The 19,951-nt window shown below is 49.5% G+C and carries 17 protein-coding genes; 6 read left to right on the top strand and 11 right to left on the bottom strand.

Annotated features, from left to right (window positions below; genetic code table 11):
- Nucleotides 1-18: 18 nt before the first annotated feature.
- The 4 genes from AAC007_RS09105 (at nucleotide 19) to AAC007_RS09120 (ending at nucleotide 5,847) form a co-directional block, all read left to right on the top strand.
- Nucleotides 19-1,812 (top strand): ABC transporter ATP-binding protein/permease, encoded by a 1,794-nt coding sequence (locus AAC007_RS09105; protein WP_339676130.1) that lies wholly within the window; start codon nucleotides 19-21, stop codon nucleotides 1,810-1,812.
- Between the two features lie 81 nt (nucleotides 1,813-1,893).
- Nucleotides 1,894-3,357 carry a wax ester/triacylglycerol synthase family O-acyltransferase gene (locus AAC007_RS09110; RefSeq protein WP_339676132.1) on the top strand — a complete coding sequence of 488 codons (1,464 nt, stop codon included), beginning with the start codon at nucleotides 1,894-1,896 and terminating at the stop codon, nucleotides 3,355-3,357.
- Nucleotides 3,358-3,447: 90 nt separating this feature from the next.
- Nucleotides 3,448-4,917, top strand: a complete 1,470-nt coding sequence (locus AAC007_RS09115; RefSeq protein WP_339676133.1) for an AAA family ATPase — start codon at nucleotides 3,448-3,450, stop codon at nucleotides 4,915-4,917.
- Nucleotides 4,918-4,992: 75 nt separating this feature from the next.
- On the top strand, nucleotides 4,993-5,847 hold the full coding sequence (locus AAC007_RS09120; RefSeq protein ID WP_339676134.1) for a putative RNA methyltransferase: 855 nt from the start codon (nucleotides 4,993-4,995) through the stop codon (nucleotides 5,845-5,847).
- 128 nt (nucleotides 5,848-5,975) lie between these two features.
- Here AAC007_RS09120 and AAC007_RS09125 read toward each other — a convergent pair whose 3' ends face one another.
- The 4 genes from AAC007_RS09125 to AAC007_RS09140 all read right to left on the bottom strand — a co-directional run bounded on the left by AAC007_RS09125 (nucleotide 5,976) and on the right by AAC007_RS09140 (nucleotide 10,440).
- Entirely contained in the window at nucleotides 5,976-7,121 is a 1,146-nt protein-coding gene (locus tag AAC007_RS09125; RefSeq protein ID WP_339676136.1) for an acyl-CoA dehydrogenase family protein, read from the bottom strand.
- 92 nt (nucleotides 7,122-7,213) lie between these two features.
- A complete protein-coding gene (locus AAC007_RS09130) occupies nucleotides 7,214-8,446 on the bottom strand; it encodes an acetyl-CoA C-acetyltransferase (RefSeq protein ID WP_296436126.1) in 1,233 nt (410 codons plus the stop codon).
- Nucleotides 8,447-8,500: 54 nt separating this feature from the next.
- Nucleotides 8,501-9,628 (bottom strand): CaiB/BaiF CoA-transferase family protein, encoded by a 1,128-nt coding sequence (locus tag AAC007_RS09135; protein ID WP_339676138.1) that lies wholly within the window; start codon nucleotides 9,626-9,628, stop codon nucleotides 8,501-8,503.
- 41 nt (nucleotides 9,629-9,669) lie between these two features.
- Complete coding sequence (locus tag AAC007_RS09140) at nucleotides 9,670-10,440, bottom strand: SDR family NAD(P)-dependent oxidoreductase (protein WP_296436128.1); 771 nt, start codon at nucleotides 10,438-10,440, stop codon at nucleotides 9,670-9,672.
- A 227-nt stretch (nucleotides 10,441-10,667) separates the two neighbouring features.
- On the opposite strand from AAC007_RS09140, the gene AAC007_RS09145 reads away from it, so the two are divergent.
- The gene (locus AAC007_RS09145) at nucleotides 10,668-11,615 is read left to right on the top strand and encodes an AraC family transcriptional regulator (protein ID WP_339676139.1); all 948 of its coding nucleotides are present in this window, start codon (nucleotides 10,668-10,670) and stop codon (nucleotides 11,613-11,615) included.
- Nucleotides 11,616-11,991: 376 nt separating this feature from the next.
- Here the strand turns inward: AAC007_RS09145 and AAC007_RS09150 are convergent, their stop codons facing one another.
- The 4 genes from AAC007_RS09150 to AAC007_RS09165 all read right to left on the bottom strand — a co-directional run bounded on the left by AAC007_RS09150 (nucleotide 11,992) and on the right by AAC007_RS09165 (nucleotide 15,928).
- Entirely contained in the window at nucleotides 11,992-12,405 is a 414-nt protein-coding gene (locus tag AAC007_RS09150) for a hypothetical protein (RefSeq protein ID WP_339676140.1), read from the bottom strand.
- Nucleotides 12,406-12,437: 32 nt separating this feature from the next.
- Nucleotides 12,438-14,780, bottom strand: coding sequence for a TonB-dependent receptor (locus AAC007_RS09155; RefSeq protein WP_339676142.1), 2,343 nt, complete (start codon nucleotides 14,778-14,780; stop codon nucleotides 12,438-12,440).
- 76 nt (nucleotides 14,781-14,856) lie between these two features.
- Nucleotides 14,857-15,018, bottom strand: coding sequence for a rubredoxin (locus AAC007_RS09160; protein WP_339676143.1), 162 nt, complete (start codon nucleotides 15,016-15,018; stop codon nucleotides 14,857-14,859).
- Nucleotides 15,019-15,043: 25 nt separating this feature from the next.
- Nucleotides 15,044-15,928 (bottom strand): fatty acid desaturase, encoded by an 885-nt coding sequence (locus AAC007_RS09165; protein ID WP_339676144.1) that lies wholly within the window; start codon nucleotides 15,926-15,928, stop codon nucleotides 15,044-15,046.
- Nucleotides 15,929-16,169: 241 nt separating this feature from the next.
- Here AAC007_RS09165 and AAC007_RS09170 point away from each other — a divergent pair, with 241 nt between their 5' ends.
- Nucleotides 16,170-16,979 (top strand): SDR family oxidoreductase, encoded by an 810-nt coding sequence (locus AAC007_RS09170; RefSeq protein ID WP_339676145.1) that lies wholly within the window; start codon nucleotides 16,170-16,172, stop codon nucleotides 16,977-16,979.
- 48 nt (nucleotides 16,980-17,027) lie between these two features.
- Here AAC007_RS09170 and AAC007_RS09175 read toward each other — a convergent pair whose 3' ends face one another.
- The 3 genes from AAC007_RS09175 to AAC007_RS09185 are packed head-to-tail and all read right to left on the bottom strand — an operon-like array spanning nucleotide 17,028 to nucleotide 19,866.
- Nucleotides 17,028-18,584: a long-chain-fatty-acid--CoA ligase gene (locus tag AAC007_RS09175; RefSeq protein ID WP_339676147.1), complete on the bottom strand. Its 1,557-nt coding sequence runs from the start codon at nucleotides 18,582-18,584 to the stop codon at nucleotides 17,028-17,030.
- Between the two features lie 54 nt (nucleotides 18,585-18,638).
- Entirely contained in the window at nucleotides 18,639-19,055 is a 417-nt protein-coding gene (locus AAC007_RS09180) for a DUF4345 domain-containing protein (RefSeq protein ID WP_339676148.1), read from the bottom strand.
- A gap of 34 nt (nucleotides 19,056-19,089) precedes the next feature.
- Nucleotides 19,090-19,866 carry an SDR family oxidoreductase gene (locus tag AAC007_RS09185; protein WP_339676149.1) on the bottom strand — a complete coding sequence of 259 codons (777 nt, stop codon included), beginning with the start codon at nucleotides 19,864-19,866 and terminating at the stop codon, nucleotides 19,090-19,092.
- Nucleotides 19,867-19,951 lie beyond the last annotated feature (85 nt).

Genomic DNA, 19,951 nt, shown 5'->3' on the forward strand with positions numbered 1-19,951 from the left:
TAACAAGCGATCCCCGACATGCGCCACGGCACCAACTATCCCCAGAACCAAGATGTTAGTTGGGCTACTCTGCGCGAACTAATACCTTACTTAATGGCATTCCGATCTCGAATCGGCATTGCGCTGCTATGTTTGATTGCCGCCAAAGTCGCCAGCGTTGGACTGCCGTTTATACTCAAACATATTGTCGATCAACTCGACAAAGACGGCCAACCCGCCATTCTAATATTGCCTCTCGCGCTACTCCTTGCTTACGGTGTATTACGATTTGCCAATGTACTGTTTGGCGAGCTGCGCGACACCATCTTTGGCCGCGTTACCGAGCGCGCCATGCGCCAAGTTGGCCTCACCGTATTCAAACATCTGCATGCCCTGGATCTCGAATTTCACCTCAACCGCCGCACCGGAGGATTGTCTAGAGACATAGAACGGGGCACCAACGGTATCAACTTTCTACTGCGGTTCATGGTGTTTAATATCGTCCCGACGTTTATCGAAATTGGCTTGGTCATCGGCTTATTGGGCTGGCAATACAGCATGTGGTTTGCGGCCATCGTATTGCTTGCAGTGATCTGCTATGTAGGATTTTCGATCTTCGCTACAGAGTGGCGCACCGGCTTTATCCGCCGCGCCAACGAGGCGGAATCTCGCAGCAGCACCCGCGCGGTAGACAGCCTGTTAAACTTTGAAACCGTAAAATACTTTGGCAATGAACAACACGAAGCCAATCACTACGACAATGAACTCGAAGGCTGGGAAACCGCTCGCCGGCAGAATCGCCTCAGCCTCTTTGCGCTCAATGCCGGTCAGGCCTTAATTATTGCCGCCGCCATGACCGCAGCGATGGTATTGGCCGCCAGCGAAGTCGTCGCCAAAGAAATGACCCTCGGCGACTTTGTTCTCATCAATGCCTTTATGATGCAGATTTTTGTACCGCTTAACTTCCTCGGCTTTGTGTACCGTGAAATGAAAGGCTCAATGGCAAATATAGAGGCAATGTTCGCCCTGCTGCGCCAAAAAGCCACCATCACTGACATCGAAAATGCGCCAGACTTGCACTTAAGCGAAGGCCGCATCGAGCTTGAAAACATCAGTTTTCACTATCAAAGCGAGCGCCCTATTCTCAACAATATCAGCTTTAAGGTCGGCGCTAATCAGAAGGTCGCCATCGTCGGCAGCAGCGGGGCCGGCAAGTCGACCTTGTTGAAATTACTGTTTCGTTTTTACGATGCCAGTTCAGGTCGAATTCTTATCGACGGACAAGATATTAAAAACGTCAATCAGTCATCGCTGCGACGCGCACTCGGTATCGTGCCCCAAGACACCGTATTATTTAATCAGTCCATTCTCGAAAACATTCGCTATGGTCGAATCGACGCCAGCGACGAAGATGTCTATAAGGCCATCCGTATGGCTCACCTCGAAGACTTTATTGCACGCATTCCCAAAGGGGTAGACACGCTGGTCGGTGAGCGGGGCTTAAAGTTATCCGGGGGCGAAAAGCAGCGCGTTGCCATCGCCCGTGCGCTCCTAAAGCAATCGCCGATTATGATTTTTGACGAAGCCACGTCCTCCCTCGACAGCGCCTCAGAGCGCTTGATTCTGGAGGCGATCCGCGACATCGCCCGCGAACACACCATGTTGGTGATCGCACATCGCTTGTCGACGGTAGTTGATGCCGATCATATCCTGGTATTGGAGCAAGGCGAGATTATCGAGCAAGGCACTCACACCAAACTACTCGAACTCAATGGTCAATACGCCCATCTTTGGTCTTTACAACAACGTGAACGGGCTTTAACAAGCGATTAGACAACTCTTCACCTTATCTGTGATTGCCAGCCTACCCAGACTCTTATAGTCTGATGCAGTAAAACACAATAAGGAAAAAACATGCAGCAGCTATCCGGCCAAGACGCCATGTTCATTCATACCGAGACCGCGGGAATGCCGCAGCATATCGGAATCATGAGTATTTATGATCAGTCCACCGCGCCTGACGGCATAGTCCGCTTCAAACAAATTCTGCAATTGTTGGAAAGCCGCTCACACCTATCGCCGATATTTAATCGGCGACTTCGTAAAGTGCCAATGGGACTAGATCAACCCTACTGGGAAGACATAGAACACCCCGACATTGAGGCTCATGTTCACCACATGGCTCTACCCAAGCCCGGTGACTGGCGACAGCTCTGCATTCTCGCTTCACGCATTCATGCGCGCCCTTTAGATATGAGCAAACCCCTCTGGGAAATGTACGTCATCGAAGGGCTAGACAGCGTCCGCAACCTCCCCAAAGGCTGCTTCGCGGTCATAAGTAAAGTTCACCACGCCGCGATGGACGGCGCCACCGGTGCGCGTTTTATTCCGCTGCTACATGACCTCAGCCCCGATATTGCTGACCCTGGCTACGCGTCGACCAAAGTGATACAAAAATACACCGACGGCCAAATGTTGAGCAAAGCCCTATTCAATAACCTTAAGAAGCCAATGCAAGCGGTTAACCTAATTGGCAGCGCCTTTCCTACCTGGCGCCGAATTCGACGTGGTAAGAAAGAGCAGGACTTCGCCACACTAGAAGACAAACAAAAAACCATTTTCCAAGGCAAAATTTCACCCCATCGCGTGTGCGACGCCGTGCCCTTCGCCTTTGAAGATATTCGCGCCATCAAGAACACCGTCGCCGGTGCCACCATCAATGACGCCATGCTCTGCATCGTGTCTGGCGGTTTGCGCAAATACCTCGCAGCCAAAAATGCGCTGCCGGATAAGACCTTGGTCAGCGGTTGCCCCATCGATGTTCGCAGTGACAAAGAACACAGCAGCGGCGGGAATATGGTCGGCTTTATGACAGTATCACTGCACTCCAATATCGACGACCCCAAGCTCAGACTAACAGCGATTCACGACGCGTCGATGAGCAGCAAAGCCTATGCAGACGCGCTAGGGCCTCGCATGGCAGTCGACGTAACCAATGTGCTTCCCGGCGGCATGCTGTCACTCGCGCTGCGGGCGGCATCGGCAACCGGCCTCACCGAGGCGGCGGTTATCTTCAACACCGTGGTCACCAACGTTCCTGGGCCCACCCAACAGCTGTATTTCTGCGGCGCCAAAATGGTCGATGGTATGAATTTCGGCCCGCTACTCCCCAACGTCGGCCTGTTCCAAATTATCTATAGCTCGGTGCTAAACAAGGTTGGCACTATCTCTATTTCATTTACTGCCTGCCGCAAAATGCTGCCGGACCCCGAGTTTTACTCTGAGTGTTTGCAAGCGTCTTTCGACGAATTAAAAGCCGCCTGCCTTGGCGAGACAAGTCCGAGCAACACCACCAGCGAGGCGCAAACCACCTCCTAGCGAAAACACGCTTGCGACAATGAGAAAGCCTGAATAAGCTGGTGGGCAAACCAAACACACTTGCCCACCCAGGAAGGGATTTCGCCGACCATGAACGATAGCCACGACCTGCGCCTGATAATTGAATCTCGCATTCCCGTCATCGTCATTGAAACCTGGGAAGAAAAGCGCGCCTTAACACTGCTCTCTAAACTTGGCATTCAACTGGGGTTACCGGTGTTTGCATGGTCGATTACCGAGGGTCTACGGCGCAGCGATTACGATCAAGCCGCTAATCAGCCCCTTACCGCCGAGCCCGAAGCGGCGCTCAAACATATTCGCAGCGGCAAACTCGCGGGTATTTATACGCTCTGTGATATCCATCCTTTTTTAAATGATGAACCACGTATCATCCGCCTCATAAAAGACATCGCATTAGACGCCGAGGAAACCGGCCAAACGCTAATCTTAGTAAGCCATGCCATCGACATTCCCAGCGAATTCAAACGCCATAGTGCGCGCTTTAACTTATCGATGCCAGAAGACCACAAATTGCGCGCCGCAGTTTACAAAGAAGCGCAGGAGTTCTCCGCCAGCAAAGGCCGCAAAGTCAAAACTGACCGCGACGCGCTAGACAAGCTCATTAACAATTTGCGCGGTCTTCCACTCGAAGACGCAAGAAAATTGGCACGTGGCGCTATTTTTCAAGACGGCGCCATCACCCATTCCGACATCGCGGCGGTGAACAAAGCCAAATTCGAATTGCTCGATATGGACGGTGTTTTAAGCTTTGAATACGACACCGCCGACTTCGCCCATGTCGGCGGCCTATCTAAATTAAAGGACTGGCTGAGCAAACGAGAACAGGCATTTACCCGGCACGGCGACGACGCCCCCAAAGGCATTATGCTAGTAGGCGTGCAAGGTGGTGGTAAAAGTTTGGCGGCAAAAGCGGTCGCGGGGCTCTGGGGTTTACCCCTGCTACGCATGGATATGGGCGCGCTCTACAATAAGTTTTTCGGTGAATCGGAACGCAATGTGCGCGAGGCCCTGGCGCTGGCAGAAACCATGTCACCCTGTGTGTTGTGGATCGACGAAATTGAGAAAGGCATCGGCAGTGACACCCACGACGGCGGCACCTCGCGCCGCATACTCGCTACATTATTAACGTGGATGGCAGAGCACAAGCAGGCGGTATTTGTTGTCGCCACCGCCAACGACATTCAACGTCTGCCACCTGAACTCATCCGCAAAGGCAGACTCGACGAAATATTTTTTGTGGATTTGCCAAGCGAAAAAGTCCGCCAAGACATCTTTGCTATCCATCTTAAAAAACGCAATTTTGCACTTCAGGATTTTCGCTGCGCCGAACTCAGCGCCGCCAGCGACGGTTTTACCGGTGCAGAAATTGAACAGGCGATCGTCGCCGCGCGCTACTCTGCCAACGCCCGCAATGAAAATCTAACTACCGCACATATCCTGCACGAAATCAGCAGCACCGTGCCGCTGGCAATTACCATGAGCGAGAATATCGATGCACTGCGCCATTGGTGTCAAAGTCGCGCAGTGGCGAGTGATTAATACATAAGCAAGCCGTCGCACTCGAATTACGGCATACTATCGTCTTTAAAAATTTGCACATTACACGGAATACTCATGCCATTACTGCCCCTCGCCCACTTGCTCTGCCCCATCGACCAGAGCGAGTTGCAGCAAGACGGCAATACCTGGCGCTGCCAGAATAATCACTGTTTCGACATTGCCAAACAAGGTTATGTCAACCTGCTGCCGGTACAAAATAAAAAATCACTCGACCCTGGCGACAGCAAAAAAATGATTGCCGCACGCCGGGATTTTTTAAATAGCGGCGTCTACCAGCCACTTGCCATCTCGCTGGCAAATGTCGTCGCGACACTCTGCCAAGGGCGTAAACAGCTCGCGGTGTTAGATGCAGGCTGCGGCGAGGGCTACTACCTAAATACGGTCAGTGAGAGCTTGGTTCAAAATGACGTAGCGCTGTGCGCTACGGGATTGGATATTTCGAAATGGGCAGTGCGCAGTTGCAAAATTCGCAACCCCAAACTCAACGGCCTTGTGGCGAGCAACCGGCAAATACCATTGCCAGACCACAGCCAGGACATTGTGTTATGCACCTTTGGCTTTCCGGTATTCGACGAGTTTAAGCGCGTATTAAAGCCGAATGGCCATATTGTCATGGCCGACCCCGGCCCTGAGCATTTAATAGAATTACGCAGTCAAATTTACGACACCGTGCGCCGCAATCCACCAGCAGATATTAGCACCGCCCTAAGCGATGGCTGGCAACTCAGCCAAAGCATTAATGTGCAATTCACAACAGCTCCACTCAGCGCCGAGCAGTTCGAACATTTGCTGGTAATGACACCGCACCTGTATCGCGCCAGCCGTGAAGGTCGCGAACGCGCAGCGAAATTACAAAATATTGCTATTAGCGGCGACGTGCTCATTCGCGTAATTAGCAACAGCAACTAAACCAACAAAGCAGTTTCAATGATTGAAGTGTCGAAGAGAACGTCGGTGCGGATATCTGAAGGGAGTTATTTAAACTAATATAAAATGCAGCCAAAGCTATCGAACTAGCTTTGGCTGCAAAACGCAATCTAGATTACGTTGCGCGCAATGATCATACGCTGAATTTCACTGGTACCTTCGTAAATACTGGTAATACGCACATCACGCGCCAAACGCTCCAACGGGTATTCGCGGTTATAACCATTGCCACCCAGGATCTGCAAACCGGTGTAACAGGCGCGGTTCGCGGCCTCAGTGGCAAACAATTTCGCCATCGATGCCTGCTTGCCAAAATCGCCACCGCTCTCTTTGGTAAACGCAGCCTGCATTAACAGCAGCCGCGCCGCTTCCATTTCAGTATAGGCATCTGCCAACATCCACTGCAAACCCTGGAAATTAGAAATAGCCTGACCAAATTGCTGGCGCTCTCTAGCGTAGTCCCGCGCGTAGTCCAGGGCGGCCTCACCCAGACCCAGCGCCAGCGAACCGACGCCGATGCGCCCGCCAGCAAGCTCGCCCAAGGCCACTTGATAGCCGCGATTTAAGGTGCCCATAAGCGCCGAAGCGGGAATGCGGCAATCATCAAAATATACAGGGTTAGTCGCAGAGCCTTTCTGACCCATTTTCTCTTCAGCGGGACCGACACTCAGACCAGTCGTTTCACGCTCAACCAGGAAGCACGAAATGCCCTTGCCGCGCGGGGCATCTTTGTCCGTTACCGCCCATACCACAAAAACACCAGCGTACTCGGCACTGGTAATATAGGCTTTTGAGCCATTCAGAACCCAGCTATCTCCATCGCGCACTGCGGTGGTTTTCATACCTGAAGGATCTGAGCCTGCACCAGATTCTGTTAAGCAAAAGCCGGCCGCCAGATATTCGCCGGAGCAAATTTTTGGCAAGTAGGTGCTTTTCTGATCCTGACTGGCAACCGCTTGAATAACTTCGGCGACCATATTGGTTACCGAAACCGTCACGGCCGTAGAGGCGCAACCGCGCGCCAAACCGGTAATAGCAAGGCTGAATGCAATGGTGCCCGCCTCAGTGCCGCCATAGTCGGCACCGACGTTTAGCCCCATAAATCCGAGATCGGCAAGCTTTTTAAGATTACCTAGGAATTCGTCCTTGCCTTTGCCTTCATCCAATTTAGCGGCGTTTGGCACCAGCTCTTTGGCCGCAAAGTCAGCTGCGGTTTGCTGAATAAACTGCTGCTCTTCAGTAAGGTTTAAATTCATTACACTTGGCCCTGCTAATTGAAAATCGAAGACAAAATAATAAAAACCAGAATCCTGGAAGCGCTCGGCGCTTCCAGGTATTGAGCGCTAAATCACATACGCTCAATAATGATGGCTGGCGCCATGCCACCGGCAGTACACATGGTAATTAGACCGCGCTTTAAATTGCGACGCTCTAATTCATCCAATACTGTGCCGATCAGAATAGAGCCAGTGGCACCAATCGGGTGACCTAAAGCCATTGAACCGCCGTTAACATTGATCTTGTCGCGGTCAATATTTAACTTGCGAATAAAGCGCTCAAGTACCACGGCAAACGCCTCGTTAACTTCAAACAAGTCGATATCATCAACCGTCAAACCGGCTTTTTTAAGCACCTTCTCAGCAGCGGCAACCGGCGCGTTTAGCATTAGGGTTGGGCAATCGCCCATGTTCGCCATAGCCAATACTTTCGCGCGCGGCTTCCACCCCTGCTTAGTCGCGTACTCTGGTGAGGCTAATAAAATTGCCGCCGCACCATCGACCACACCCGATGAATTGCCCGCGTGGTGAACGTGGTTTATTTCAATCCCGGGATATTTTTTCTGCATTAACTTGCGGTAGGTTAAGCCATTTTCGTCCAGCTCTTTATCCGCCAGCGCGGGGAAAGAGGGCTTGAGTTGCGATAAGGACTCAAACGTGGTGCCTGGACGGGGAAACTCTTCTTTATCTAAGGCCAAGCTGCCATCTTCATGATAGACAGGTACAACGCTTTTCTTGAAGTAGCCATTCTCGATAGCGTGGGCAGCGCGCTGCTGGCTCACTACCGCCAGCCTATCCAAGGCTTCACGATCTATGCCTTCGAGTGTTGCAATCGTATCCGCACAAACACCCTGGTGGCTTTGTGGGTGACTTTCACGCAAACGCAAATTGCCACTGTCCATAATTTCCGGCAAGCCATTGTCGTGACCGTAGCTCGACATCATCTCAGCACCACCAGCAATCACCACGTCTTCCATGCCAGACATGATCGACGCCGCTGCGATGTTCACACTGGTAATACCGGAACCACAAAAGCGGTCCAGGGTGACGCCACTGGAGCGGATATCAAAACCGGCATCCAATGCCGACATGCGGCCCATGTCGCCAGCGTGACGACCGCGCTGACAGCTAGTGCCCCACACCACGTCATCGACGTCTGCGGTATTCAAATTATTACGTTCAACAATCGCTTTAAGCACACAGGCGCCCAATTGCTGGGGGTGAATTTCTGCCAATGCACCCTTGCCTAATTTACCTATGCCACGCGGGGTACGGCAGGCGTCTATAATCCATGCTTCACTCATTTTAAAATCCTCTGTTTTAGCGGCCTAGTATTTACATCAGCCAGTATTTTCGATTTACGGTAAAACACCTTGCTCGGCAAGCTGCGTTATTTGTTCACTGCTGTATCCCAAACCGCTTAATACAGCGCTGGTATTACTTCCCGACGCTGGCGGCGAAGCCGGTACCGACGGTGCGGTACGGCTGAATTTTGGTGTTGGCGCCGCCTGTAAGATACCGTCAGTGTGAAGGTAGCTTTGACGGAATTTATTATGCGGGTGCTCTGGCGCCTCGCTCATAGAAAGGATTGGCGCAAAGCACACATCGCTGCCTTCCATGATCGCGCACCACTCATCGCGGGTTTTATTTTTCATAACCGCAGTGAGCTTTGCCTTTAATTCCGGCCACCTTGATTCATCGCTTTGTGAGCTAAACTCACTGGCATCCAGTTCGGCTTTTTCCAGTAGTATCTGAAAAAATTGCGGCTCTAAAGAACCAATCGACACGTATTTGCCGTCGGCGGTTTCGTAGCTGTCGTAAAAATACGACGCACCATCGAGCAAATTTACACCGCGCTCATCACGCCAGCGGTCACTCGCCATCCAGGCGTACATCATGTGCATTAAGGCCGCGGAACCTTCAACCATCGACACGTCCACAACCTGACCTTGGCCGGAGCGCGACGATTCAAAAATGGCGCACATCAAGCCAAAGGCGAGGAACATGCCGCCGCCGCCAAAATCACCGACTAAATTCAACGGCGGCACCGGTTTTTCACCCGCTCGACCAATGCTGTGCAAGGCGCCAGACAGCGAAATATAATTGATGTCGTGGCCTGCAGCCTGCGACAAAGGGCCGGTTTGACCCCAGCCGGTCATGCGCCCGTAAACGAGCTTTGGGTTCCGCGCCATGCAGTCTTCTGGACCGATACCCAAACGCTCCGCAACACCTGGGCGAAACCCTTCGATAAGCGCATCTGCTGTCGCACAGAGCTTTAACACAATCTCCACGCCCTCAGCCGACTTTAAGTTGACCGCGATGGATTTCTTACCGCGCTCACTGACCTCTGCAGGCCGCGCTTTTGAGGAGGTTTTACGGGTAATAGAAATAACTTCCGCCCCCATATCCGCCAGCATCATGCCGCAAAATGGCGCGGGGCCGAGGCCTTCAATTTCTATTACACGCAAGCCAGTCAAGGGGCCCATATTTACTCTCCTGCTATTCCAGCAATTCGACAAGCAAAGACTTATTTAGGCTGCATACGCAGACCGGCATCCATACGAATGCACTCGCCATTGATGTAATCGTTTTCGATGATACTGGTGACCATATGCGCAATTTCATGTGCGCGACCAAGACGCTTAGGAAATAGTGGCGTGCTGCTCAGGGCTTGATAAACAGGCGCAGGCAAAGACTCAAACATGGGGGTATTGATCAGACCCGGGGCAATGGTATTCACCCGAATACCCACGGTTGATAAGTCACGCGCGATGGGCAGAGTCATGCCCACAATTCCGCCTTTACTCGCGCTGTATGCAGCTTGACCAACCTGGCCTTCAAAGGCGGCAACTGAGGCCGTATTCACAATCGCACCGCGAACGCCGTCTTCATTGTCTGGTGTATTCTTAGCCATTTGCTCGGCGCATAAACGCAACACATTAAAGGTGCCGGTTAAATTTACAGCCAAGGTTTTTTGCCACAAATCTAAGGGGAATGGGCCGTCTTTACCCAAAGTCTTGCTACCTGTTGCAATACCCGCGCAGTTCACACAAATATGAATGGCGCCAAATGCGGCCATAGTGGCGTTCACACCGGCTTGAACCGACTCTTCGCTCGTCACGTTCACGTCGGCAAACATAACCGCCTCGCCCAACTCGGCAACGACTGCCTCGCCCGCCGCTGCGTTCATATCGAATATCGCCGCCTTAGCACCAAGACTCACTAGCCGTTTAACAATCTCTAACCCCATGCCCGACGCACCACCGCTGACAACCGCGACTTTTCCTTTGATATCCATTACTTTCTCCAAATGAGGGTAGGGACCGCACACCGCGGCAACAAAATAGACTTGTGCGCAATACTCCACCTCTATGGCAAGCAATACAATGACGCAAAAGAAGACAAAAATAGACATATTGTTATAATGCGGCTTCACGCTAACTTGAGCCTAATACGGTGCGATCTCCGACTATCTCAATCTACTTCATTCAGGCCTGCCTAAAGAACCTAGAGCACAGGCCCGATATGCAGCGGGAACTACTCGCCAAAAATCATATTTCACCCCAAATTTTGCAATCGACTACCGCGCGTGTACCCGCGGAGAACTATGCAAACCTGCTCCGCGACACCATGCAGGAAATGGACGATGAGCTAATGGGCTACGGTAGCCTGCCCCAAAAATTAGGTTGCTGGACTACGATGGTGGAGCTAGCGGCCAACTCAAATAACCTCGGCGAGGCCTTAAAAAAACTGACGCGATTTTATCGCCTAATAACCTGGGGCTTAGAGACAAGGCTTAGCAGAGACGACAGCGGCAATGCATTCCTGTCACTAAATCACAGCAATCAACAAGATCACCCGGCACAGTTCGATCCCTATTTGTATGAATCCTTTTTGTTCTACATCCATCGCACCGCCAACTGGCTAATTGGTCGCCAGATCCCACTGCACGCGGTAGATTTTTGCTTTGCGGAAACAACGCACCGCTCGGTGTATTGGGATATGTATTTTTGCAAAGATATTTATTTTCAGCAGCCGGTATCGCAGCTGCGTTTCTCAGCAAGCATGTTAGATTTACCAATCGCGAAATCGGCACAGGCAATTAACACTTTTCTCAACCACGTTAACCAAGCAATGATCACCCAAGTCTATGCCCAAAAAAGCTGGCACTATAGAGTGAGCACACAACTGGAATCGCGACTCCAAAGCAACCATTCGTTCAGCGAGTTTGCCAAAGGTTTTAATGTACACCCGCACACATTGCGCAACTATCTGCGCGACGAAGGCTTTCAATACCAGGAAATAAAAGACCGGGTGCGTCGTGACAGCGCTATTTTCTACCTGAGTTCACAGGGTAAAAGTGTCGAAGAAACCGCCACCCTCACCGGCTTCTCTGAAGCTAGCGCCTTTATTCGCGCTTTCAAAAAATGGACGGGGAATACCCCGATTCACTACAAACAAAAATCGAACTAAAACGATCTAGTCTAAAATTGGGCGTAGATGTGACAAACAAACGCTACACTCCCAAAACTCAAATTCAAGTACGTTTCAGGACTCCATAATATAAAATGGCATGCAGACACGCTTTATAACGACATTTTTATCCCAGATGAGACCTTAGCCATCCGCAAGGAAGTACGAGAATTTGCCGATGACGGCATTCGCCCCGTTGCAATATTGATACTAAATTGTGAAAACAACGTAGCGCTTAAATGCCGATAACACTTAAACAAGCGGCGGGCAGAGGATTACCGAAAAAAGGGGCTAAAGACCTAGTATCTATATCAACTAGATCTTAGCCCCAAAGCCTAGAGGCCACTTTGAGTTTCAGCTATGTTACATAGCAAGATTAAAGACCAGGCAGAGCATCCAATCCCATCGGCAATATTCCCAGAATTTGAGAAGCCAAGAATGACGGGCCAATCATATCAGTTGGCAAACCGATACCAACCAGGTCTAGCCCACCAATTCCAAGCACTGCTAACGGTTCGTTAACCAGAGGAAGAGGAAGAACAGGAAGGCCAGGTGAGAGCAAAATACCGCCATTTGTAACATAGCCAGGTAGCGTCAGTGGCTCAATATAGGCAACAGGAAGTACTGGAACAAAACCCGACAAAAGACTGATATTAACATTCGCCGGTATACTGTTTGCGGGATTTTCAAAGACGGCAAGTAGTACATTCTGAATCTGCGCATTTGATGCAGAAGCAGCAAATAAAATACTTGCAGCTAAGGCTGACTGTTTGATTGATTTCATCTTCATAGGAAGTCCTTCATTCGAATTCTTTGTAAGGTTTATAACTCAACTTTAAGCTTAAGTCCGTAAAGTCTTGGCGGACCAAAGTTACCGTTTACGCCGAAGTCGTTTTCAATTAACTGAACGAAATATTCTTTATCCTTAGCATTGTCTACAAACGCGGTAAGCGTCACGCCCATTGGTTCGTAGACCCATGAAGCGCGCGCACTCCACAGCTCGTATTGTGGCTGCACTGCATTACGTGTATTGGATGCTGTCAGGAAAAAGCTGTCTTTGTATGCGTAGTCCACTCCAAATTCAAACCCACCGAGAAAGCCAGCATCAACGTACTGATTAACAGATAAGTTCGAGCTAAACTTAGGAGTGCGCGGAATATCATTGCCAGTGAAATCTCGCTCAGGCAGGCCAAGTAACGAATCAGGCCCGTAAAATAAGCCGGTATCTTCGTCGTAGCCTCTACCGTCTTTAAAGTCGGTATATATTGCTTCTATATAAGAGGCGCCGCCAGTTATCGCTAGACCGGGGTTCAGGCTTGGAAGCGGCTGCCAAACAAAATCAACTTCGGCGCCTTCGACCTGAGACTCGTCTGCGTTAAAAAACGACACAACACCGCCAGATTGCAATGCAACGATTGAGGAAATAGGGTCTTCGGTGATCGTCTTATATATAGCTGCATTAAGACGCAATGTACCATCAAAAAGATCTGACTTTATGCCTAGCTCAGCCGAAGTAGTTGTTGACTTATCAACGGCGTCTGGCGCAGAAAAGAAGTTAAGGATATTGTAAGTCTGGCTTTTAAATGCGCGCGACAATGACGTGAATACCTGCACATTATCAGAAGCAAACCACTGCAATGCAAACCTTGGCGCGATAGATTCGTCGCTTAAATCCGGTACCGTAAAAGTCGAAACTCGAACATTTCGACTGTGATCATCACTATCAAAATAAGACCTATCAGGAACACCAAGCGCGGTATTAACCAGCTCCAAATAGTTTCTATCAAGCCCACGAGTTTCCTCCTGATAACGCAAGCCAACAGTTAAATTCAGTGTATCACTAATAGCATAGTCAGCTTGCGCAAAAACCGAATCGGAATCTATGGTTATATTCCCACCGGACTCCAAAATTACCCGCGTACCACTGAGAGGTGGAATAAGGGTATTCAATAGGCTGCCAATAGGTCCCGGAGCTAAGCCAGTAACCAGGCCCGTAGCAATTTCGGGTGAAATATGGAAAAAGATACGATCAAAGCCACCTCCGCCTTCAAGATGATATAGGCCAGCTACCCAGCTAAGCCTATCTGACATCCAGGTTTCCGAATTTGAACTAAGCTGTAACTCAAACGTTTTCTGGTAAGTTGGTTCGTCAAACGTCGTAAAAAATGTGCGCAGCTCATCTGTACCGTCATAATCCGTCTGCGATCCGTCAAAGAATATCGACTCTTGATCAGAGGCAATAAATTTTAGATCTACGGGCCCCAAAGCCCAGTCAACAATAAGCCCGTACAACTCGCTATCGCTGCGGCCGTAACTCTGAATATCATTATCCGCTACACGGTCAGGCGTAGATGTAGGCTCACCTATAGTTAGACCACCACTAACAATCTTTTCATTACGCAAACCTTCCGCATCCTGCTGATCATTCTTCTGCGCGATACCTGTAATACTTATATTGTCGCCAATACGTTGGGTAAATTTAAGCCGAAAACTTTCCGAGAACGTTTCTCTCAAATCCTGTTGATCAATGCCATTAACTTGTCGCCCGCCAAAATGATCGTGTTGGTCCTTGTAGTAGGAAAAGCTGAAGCCGGAGTAATCAGTTAGCGCGCCGGCCAAATAAACCGCAGAGCTTCGAGTATCGTAATTCCCTTGACTGTAAATGACAGAGCCTTCGAATCCCTCATCGGGCACAGGCTTGGTGATAATACTAAATGCCCCACCCGTCGCGGCACGACCGTAGAGTGTGCCCTGCGGACCTTTCAACACCTCTATCCGTTCGATTGGACCTAAACCGTCTTGCTTACCATGAGCACCAGCTATATTAATATAGTCGACATAAGTCGCTATACTTGGCTCCGAGTTCGGCAAGAAGCCTTCACTGCCGACACCACGAAGATAGATTAGGGTATAACCATATTGTTGCGTAAAAGTGAGTCCCGGGGTTATTTTTTGAAGATCCTGGGTATTCTTAATCCCAAAAGCTTCGAGCTTATCTCCGCTGAAAGCGGATATAGTAATGGGCACGTCTTGCGAATCTTGCTCACGTTTTTGGGCCGTAACCACCACCTCTTCTAGCAGCCTGTTTGCTGACTTCTGCGCAAAAGCCGGATCAACAAGCAAAGACAGAATAATTAGGCCGATTGCATTTTTCCTATAAGACATTTTTTATAATCCCACTTTTATATTATATATTTTTAATCTGAACGAATATTCGACACACAAACCAAGCCAGGTAAAACTATAGTATTTCGTCATAGTCGTCTTTCGTGGCACCACAATCGGGACACATCCAGCTATCAGGAATATCGTCCCATAGTGTCCCAGGCGGCAACCCCGTATCGGCATCACCAATAGCTTCCTCATAGATATGTGAGCAATATCTACACTGAAATTTTCTCATTTCTACCACCTTCAAATACTCGATTTTATTCTGGGACTGCGACTTTCTTACCTACTGAAAATGTTTTTACAAAAAACGGATTTTGGCTTACATGATATTCTTTGCGCGCATTCCATATTTTCACCATGCGATAAAAAGGCGCCCTCGGGTAAAGGTGGTGAACAAGGTGATAATTCTGATACGCCATCAGAGGCGTAAGTATTGATTCATAGCCGGCACGAATATTAGATGCTTGGTACTCACCTTCTTCTGACAACCTGGCAAATGGGGCATGAGGAAGGTATACGAACATGGTAACAAACAGGATCGAACTTATACGAGTAGGTAGCAGCCACAACATCCAGACCTCCGCCCCGTAACCCAAAACCATCGCTAACACGGTAACAACAATCACAAAGCCAACCTGTACTATTAGTCGAGGGAGCAGTTTCTTCCGCATTGGCCCTGCATGTTTTAGGAAATAGGCCGTGTAAAAATAGTCAAAATTCGCCCAACGCAAAGGAGTTAGCCAATCCATTTTGTGGCCGAAATGATCTGGATCACGAACTGGATCATTTGTAAAACGGTGGTGTTGCATATGAATCCAGCGAGCCAAGTCCAACGTCGCAATAGGACCAAAAAACAGCATACCTACACGCCCAAACCAATCATTCAGGGCCTTGTTCTTCGAAATTGATCCGTGGGAGGAGTCGTGCACGACACTAAACAAGAAGTAAACAACAATGCCATTAATTAAAGCCCCAGCCCAAAGCGGTAATGCGCCTGTCACCGCAAGATAGGCCACGGCGCTGCATAGGCTAAGGCAAACAATCATCATCAAAGCCGTCGGCCAAGCAAAGTCCGGCGTTTCTACCAGCTTTTTAAATGCTAGCTCGTCGCTTTTCAATTCGTTATTTTTTTCAAATGCCATTTCATTAAACCGTCTTTTGTATATAACCGTTATGACTACTATCCTCCCTCTCAACACCCCTAGGCACCCCAACCCTTAGTTTGGGATTTGATGACGGATAATAGCCGCACCAACGCTCGGGAAATTGACCTACACATACTTTATTAAGCCCTAAGACAAGCGGCACCAAACTTTAGAATGGGTGTTTTTGAGGCAAAACATCAGATAGTTACCGTACAAATACAATCTAGGAGATAATAAAGTGGCTACCCATACTGTCGAGAATAAGATTGCACTGATTACCGGAGCAGGCTCTGGTTTTGGGAAATCTACCGCCGAAAAGTTTGCAAACCAGGGCGCAAGCCTAGTACTGACAGATATAAATATCGATGCCCTTGAGACAACTGCAGAGGCCTGCAGACAGTACGGAGTAGAAGTAATTTCAGCTCAACAGGATGTTGGCTCCAACCAGGATTGGGCCAAGGTGCTTAGCCAAGCAGAGAAGAAATTCGGCAAACTTGATTGCCTAATGAACAATGCTGGTTACATGTTGACCAAACCCTACTTAGCAACATCGCTAGAAGAATTTCACAACATTATGCGGGTTAATGTGGATAGTGTATGGCTCTCTGTACAGATGGCGCACCCCCTGCTAAAAAAAGCCGCGCTAGATACCCCAGCCGGGGCATCGGTGGTTAATCTATCTTCCATTTTTGGACAGATATCTGGATTTTCACAATCGGCCTACTCCGCGACAAAGGGCGCGGTAAGAATGCTAACCAAATCACAAGCTGTAGAGTTTGCAAGAGGCGGAGATAATATTCGAGTGAACTCTATTCACCCAGGCCCAGGTAATACAGCCTTGGCTGCAAATGGTGTTGCGGAAATGATTAAACATGGCATGGTAAAAACCCCTGACGAAGCGATGGCGTTTCTGCTCGGCCTAATCCCCTCAGGCAGATTTGCCGAGCCCGACGATATTTCTAATTTGATGATTTTCCTGTGCAGCGATGCATCAAGTTATTTCACTGGGTCCGAGTTCACTCTAGACGGAGGCTACACGGCTATCTAAGCAACTAAGATAAGGGCCCGAAAGGGCCTTTATAGCCAATACGATTTTCTAAGCAACGCCTCTCTCCTTCGCCCCCCAATAGGGCTTACGCAATTCAGTCTTTAATATTTTCCCCGCGCCAGACATCGGCAGCGCATCCATCGTCTCCATGCTCTTTGGGCATTTATAACCCGCAATGAGGCTTTTGCAATGCACCCTCAAATCATCAAAGCTCAGCTCGGCACCAGGTCTTAGTACAAGCGCCACATGAACCTTCTCTCCCATATCATCGCAGGGAATGCCGATTACCGCGCACGCAGCAACCGAGTCATGCCGCATTACCGCATTTTCAACCTCAACGCTGTAGACATTTTCTCCACCAGAAATAATCATGTCTTTACAGCGGTCAACAATGTAAATATATCCACTGCCATCCATGTATCCCATATCACCGGTGTGCATCCACCCACCAGCCAGGGCTTCACTACTTGCCTCGTCTCGGTTTATGTAGCCACGCATTACGCTGCGCCCTTTTGACAGGATTTGTCCGACCGTATTCCTCGGTAACTCATGGTCATTATCGTCAACAATCTTTACCTGAATATGCGTTCCGGCCAGCCCTGCGCTACGCATGCGGCCAAGCCCCCTATTCTCAGACAAATGCGCTTCATGACCCAGTATTGTCATGACAGCCGATGTCTCTGTCATACCATAAACTTGCGTAAAAGCCGCACTAGGAAGTGCGATCATTGCCCTATCTAACAATGATTCAGAGGCAGGGGACGCCCCATACATCACATTTTTGACGCTACTAGTGTTACTAGTCCTACACTTTGGATGATCAACTAGTGCCTGCATCATCGCCGGCACCAACAAGAGATCCGTCACTTTTGTATCTTCTATCAGCCCCAACACTTTTTCGGGATTAAACGCTTGTACAAACACATGCTGGCCGCCGCGGAGAATCATCCCGGTTGTCATCATCATATCTGCTAGATGGAACATAGGCGCCGCATGAAGGCCTTTACTGCCCGACTTAAACAGGCCCTCCGCCAACAACGCAGACGCTCCGGTGCAAATATTCGTGTGGGTCAACATCACACCTTTAGACACGCCAGTTGTGCCACCGGTGTAAAATATACCGAAGAGGTCATCACCCTCTGCTTGCCGGTCTTCAATAGGCTCGTTGAACGCGATCAAAGACTCGGTCGATACAAAACCACTATTTGCGTACAAATCTCCGGCGTAAAAAATAGTCTCAAGTAACGGTAGTTCTTCTTTTACTTGCTTTATTGTATCAACGAAATTGTCGTCGACTATGATGGCTGTTGAACCTGAGTCCTGCAGAGAATAAGCAATTTCAGCGGCTGACCATCTGAAATTAACCGGATTCACAACCGCACCCATCCACGCGATCGCTAAATACGCCTCTAAATATCGATCGCTATTGAAAGCCAATATAGCGATACGATCACCCGCCTTGTAACCCTGCCTTACAAACCCGGCAGCCAGCCTTGAAACGCGGTCGTGAAGCTCGCGAAATGTGCGCACTCTATCGTCGCAAATCGTCGCAATATTATCAGCCTGTTGCTGCAGCGCTCGGTGCAAACCTTGTGTGAAATGCATTAAAAACAACCTCATTCTTTTTAATAAATTTAGCTATCTAGAATTTGAAAACACCTACTGAGGGGGCTTAAATTTAGACATTGCCAACAAAATAAACGGTGCAACGACTAACTCGATGATGATGGCAAGCACTACAAATCCTTGCCCTGCAGTATTCTCGGGCAAGCCAAGCATGGCTGCGCTGGCAAATCTGCCTATGCCACCCAAAATCACAAAAAGCATCGCTCCCTGTAGCAGAACACGCCGATTAAAAAGATCGTAAAGGCCATAAATAATCAGAAAACCAAAGCCACACCAGATAGCGCCCAAAAAGCGGACCTGGCTGTCTAGCACCGGATCTCGAAGCGCCTGTGCAGGTAAATCAATGCCGATATTGAGTTGCGCCACGGCCCCAACAACAACATCCATAAAGCCGGTTAACACCGCTATCAGCGCAATAAATATAAGCAGTACTCGCACTAACCGTTCCATCACATTACCTTGTCAGTAGATTCTCTTTGAGGTGTTAAGCATTCATCGCGGAGGTCATTGCGGCAGAGCCACCCAGCGTCCAGCCGCCATCAACGGGTAGCACAACCCCCGTTACAAAAGATGCAGAACAAGAGCTTAACCACTGAGCCGCGTCGGCAATATCAGCGGGATTTCCCCAACGCCCCAGCGGAATGCTATCGAGCCACCGCGTATCAGATGCCGTAGTCGGCGAGAGCCTGCTCATTCCTTCAGTACCTTGTATCGGGCCAGGGGAAATTGCATTCACTCTTATACCGTGTCGCCCCCATTCCATTGCCGCCGTTTTCGTTACCTGATTAATTCCGGCCTTTGCTGCGCAAACATGTATTTGATTGATAGTGGGTTCGGTCGCGTGCGGAGCCGTAATATTGATTATTGAACTACCCGGTTTTCTCAATCGCGGGAAGCACGCTCTCATGACGTTGAAACACCCGTTGAGATCGATATCTACTATCGTTTTAAAACCATTTGCGGAAAGTGTTTCTGCCGGAGAAATGAAATTTCCGGCAGCGCCAGAAATCAGAACGTCAATGTCTCCCCAGCGCTCGTAAGTCTTTTCAACCGCGTGAGAAACCTGGTCGAAATGTCTAACATCGGCCTGAAGCCCCATTACCTCCCCGCTAGCTTGATCAAGAAGCTCAAGCCCAGCCGCAATTTTTTCTGCAGAACGACTGACAATACACACCCGATCCCCAGCGCGATTAAACGCCTGCGCAATGCTGAGATTTATCCCAGTTGACCCACCGACGACTAATACAGTCCTATTTTTCATGCAAATCACTCACGTGCTGTATAAGTTAATCCCAACCCGGCCCGACGAATCGCCGTGACTAGAGAACGAGTCATTCTCAGCACCC

It is taken from the genome of uncultured Zhongshania sp., assembly GCF_963975605.1.
Classification (GTDB): domain Bacteria; phylum Pseudomonadota; class Gammaproteobacteria; order Pseudomonadales; family Spongiibacteraceae; genus Spongiibacter; species Spongiibacter aquimaris.

Coding starts and splice junctions, on each gene's coding strand:
- AAC007_RS09165 (WP_339676144.1), bottom strand. CDS start 15,928: ATGGCATTTGAAAAAAATAACGAATTGAAAAGCGACGAGCTAGCATTT.
- AAC007_RS09160 (WP_339676143.1), bottom strand. CDS start 15,018: ATGAGAAAATTTCAGTGTAGATATTGCTCACATATCTATGAGGAAGCT.
- AAC007_RS09105 (WP_339676130.1), top strand. CDS start 19: ATGCGCCACGGCACCAACTATCCCCAGAACCAAGATGTTAGTTGGGCT.
- AAC007_RS09125 (WP_339676136.1), bottom strand. CDS start 7,121: ATGAATTTAAACCTTACTGAAGAGCAGCAGTTTATTCAGCAAACCGCA.
- AAC007_RS09150 (WP_339676140.1), bottom strand. CDS start 12,405: ATGAAGATGAAATCAATCAAACAGTCAGCCTTAGCTGCAAGTATTTTA.
- AAC007_RS09135 (WP_339676138.1), bottom strand. CDS start 9,628: ATGGGCCCCTTGACTGGCTTGCGTGTAATAGAAATTGAAGGCCTCGGC.
- AAC007_RS09110 (WP_339676132.1), top strand. CDS start 1,894: ATGCAGCAGCTATCCGGCCAAGACGCCATGTTCATTCATACCGAGACC.
- AAC007_RS09175 (WP_339676147.1), bottom strand. CDS start 18,584: ATGCATTTCACACAAGGTTTGCACCGAGCGCTGCAGCAACAGGCTGAT.
- AAC007_RS09145 (WP_339676139.1), top strand. CDS start 10,668: ATGCAGCGGGAACTACTCGCCAAAAATCATATTTCACCCCAAATTTTG.
- AAC007_RS09130 (WP_296436126.1), bottom strand. CDS start 8,446: ATGAGTGAAGCATGGATTATAGACGCCTGCCGTACCCCGCGTGGCATA.
- AAC007_RS09155 (WP_339676142.1), bottom strand. CDS start 14,780: ATGTCTTATAGGAAAAATGCAATCGGCCTAATTATTCTGTCTTTGCTT.
- AAC007_RS09120 (WP_339676134.1), top strand. CDS start 4,993: ATGCCATTACTGCCCCTCGCCCACTTGCTCTGCCCCATCGACCAGAGC.
- AAC007_RS09185 (WP_339676149.1), bottom strand. CDS start 19,866: ATGAAAAATAGGACTGTATTAGTCGTCGGTGGGTCAACTGGGATAAAT.
- AAC007_RS09115 (WP_339676133.1), top strand. CDS start 3,448: ATGAACGATAGCCACGACCTGCGCCTGATAATTGAATCTCGCATTCCC.
- AAC007_RS09140 (WP_296436128.1), bottom strand. CDS start 10,440: ATGGATATCAAAGGAAAAGTCGCGGTTGTCAGCGGTGGTGCGTCGGGC.
- AAC007_RS09180 (WP_339676148.1), bottom strand. CDS start 19,055: ATGGAACGGTTAGTGCGAGTACTGCTTATATTTATTGCGCTGATAGCG.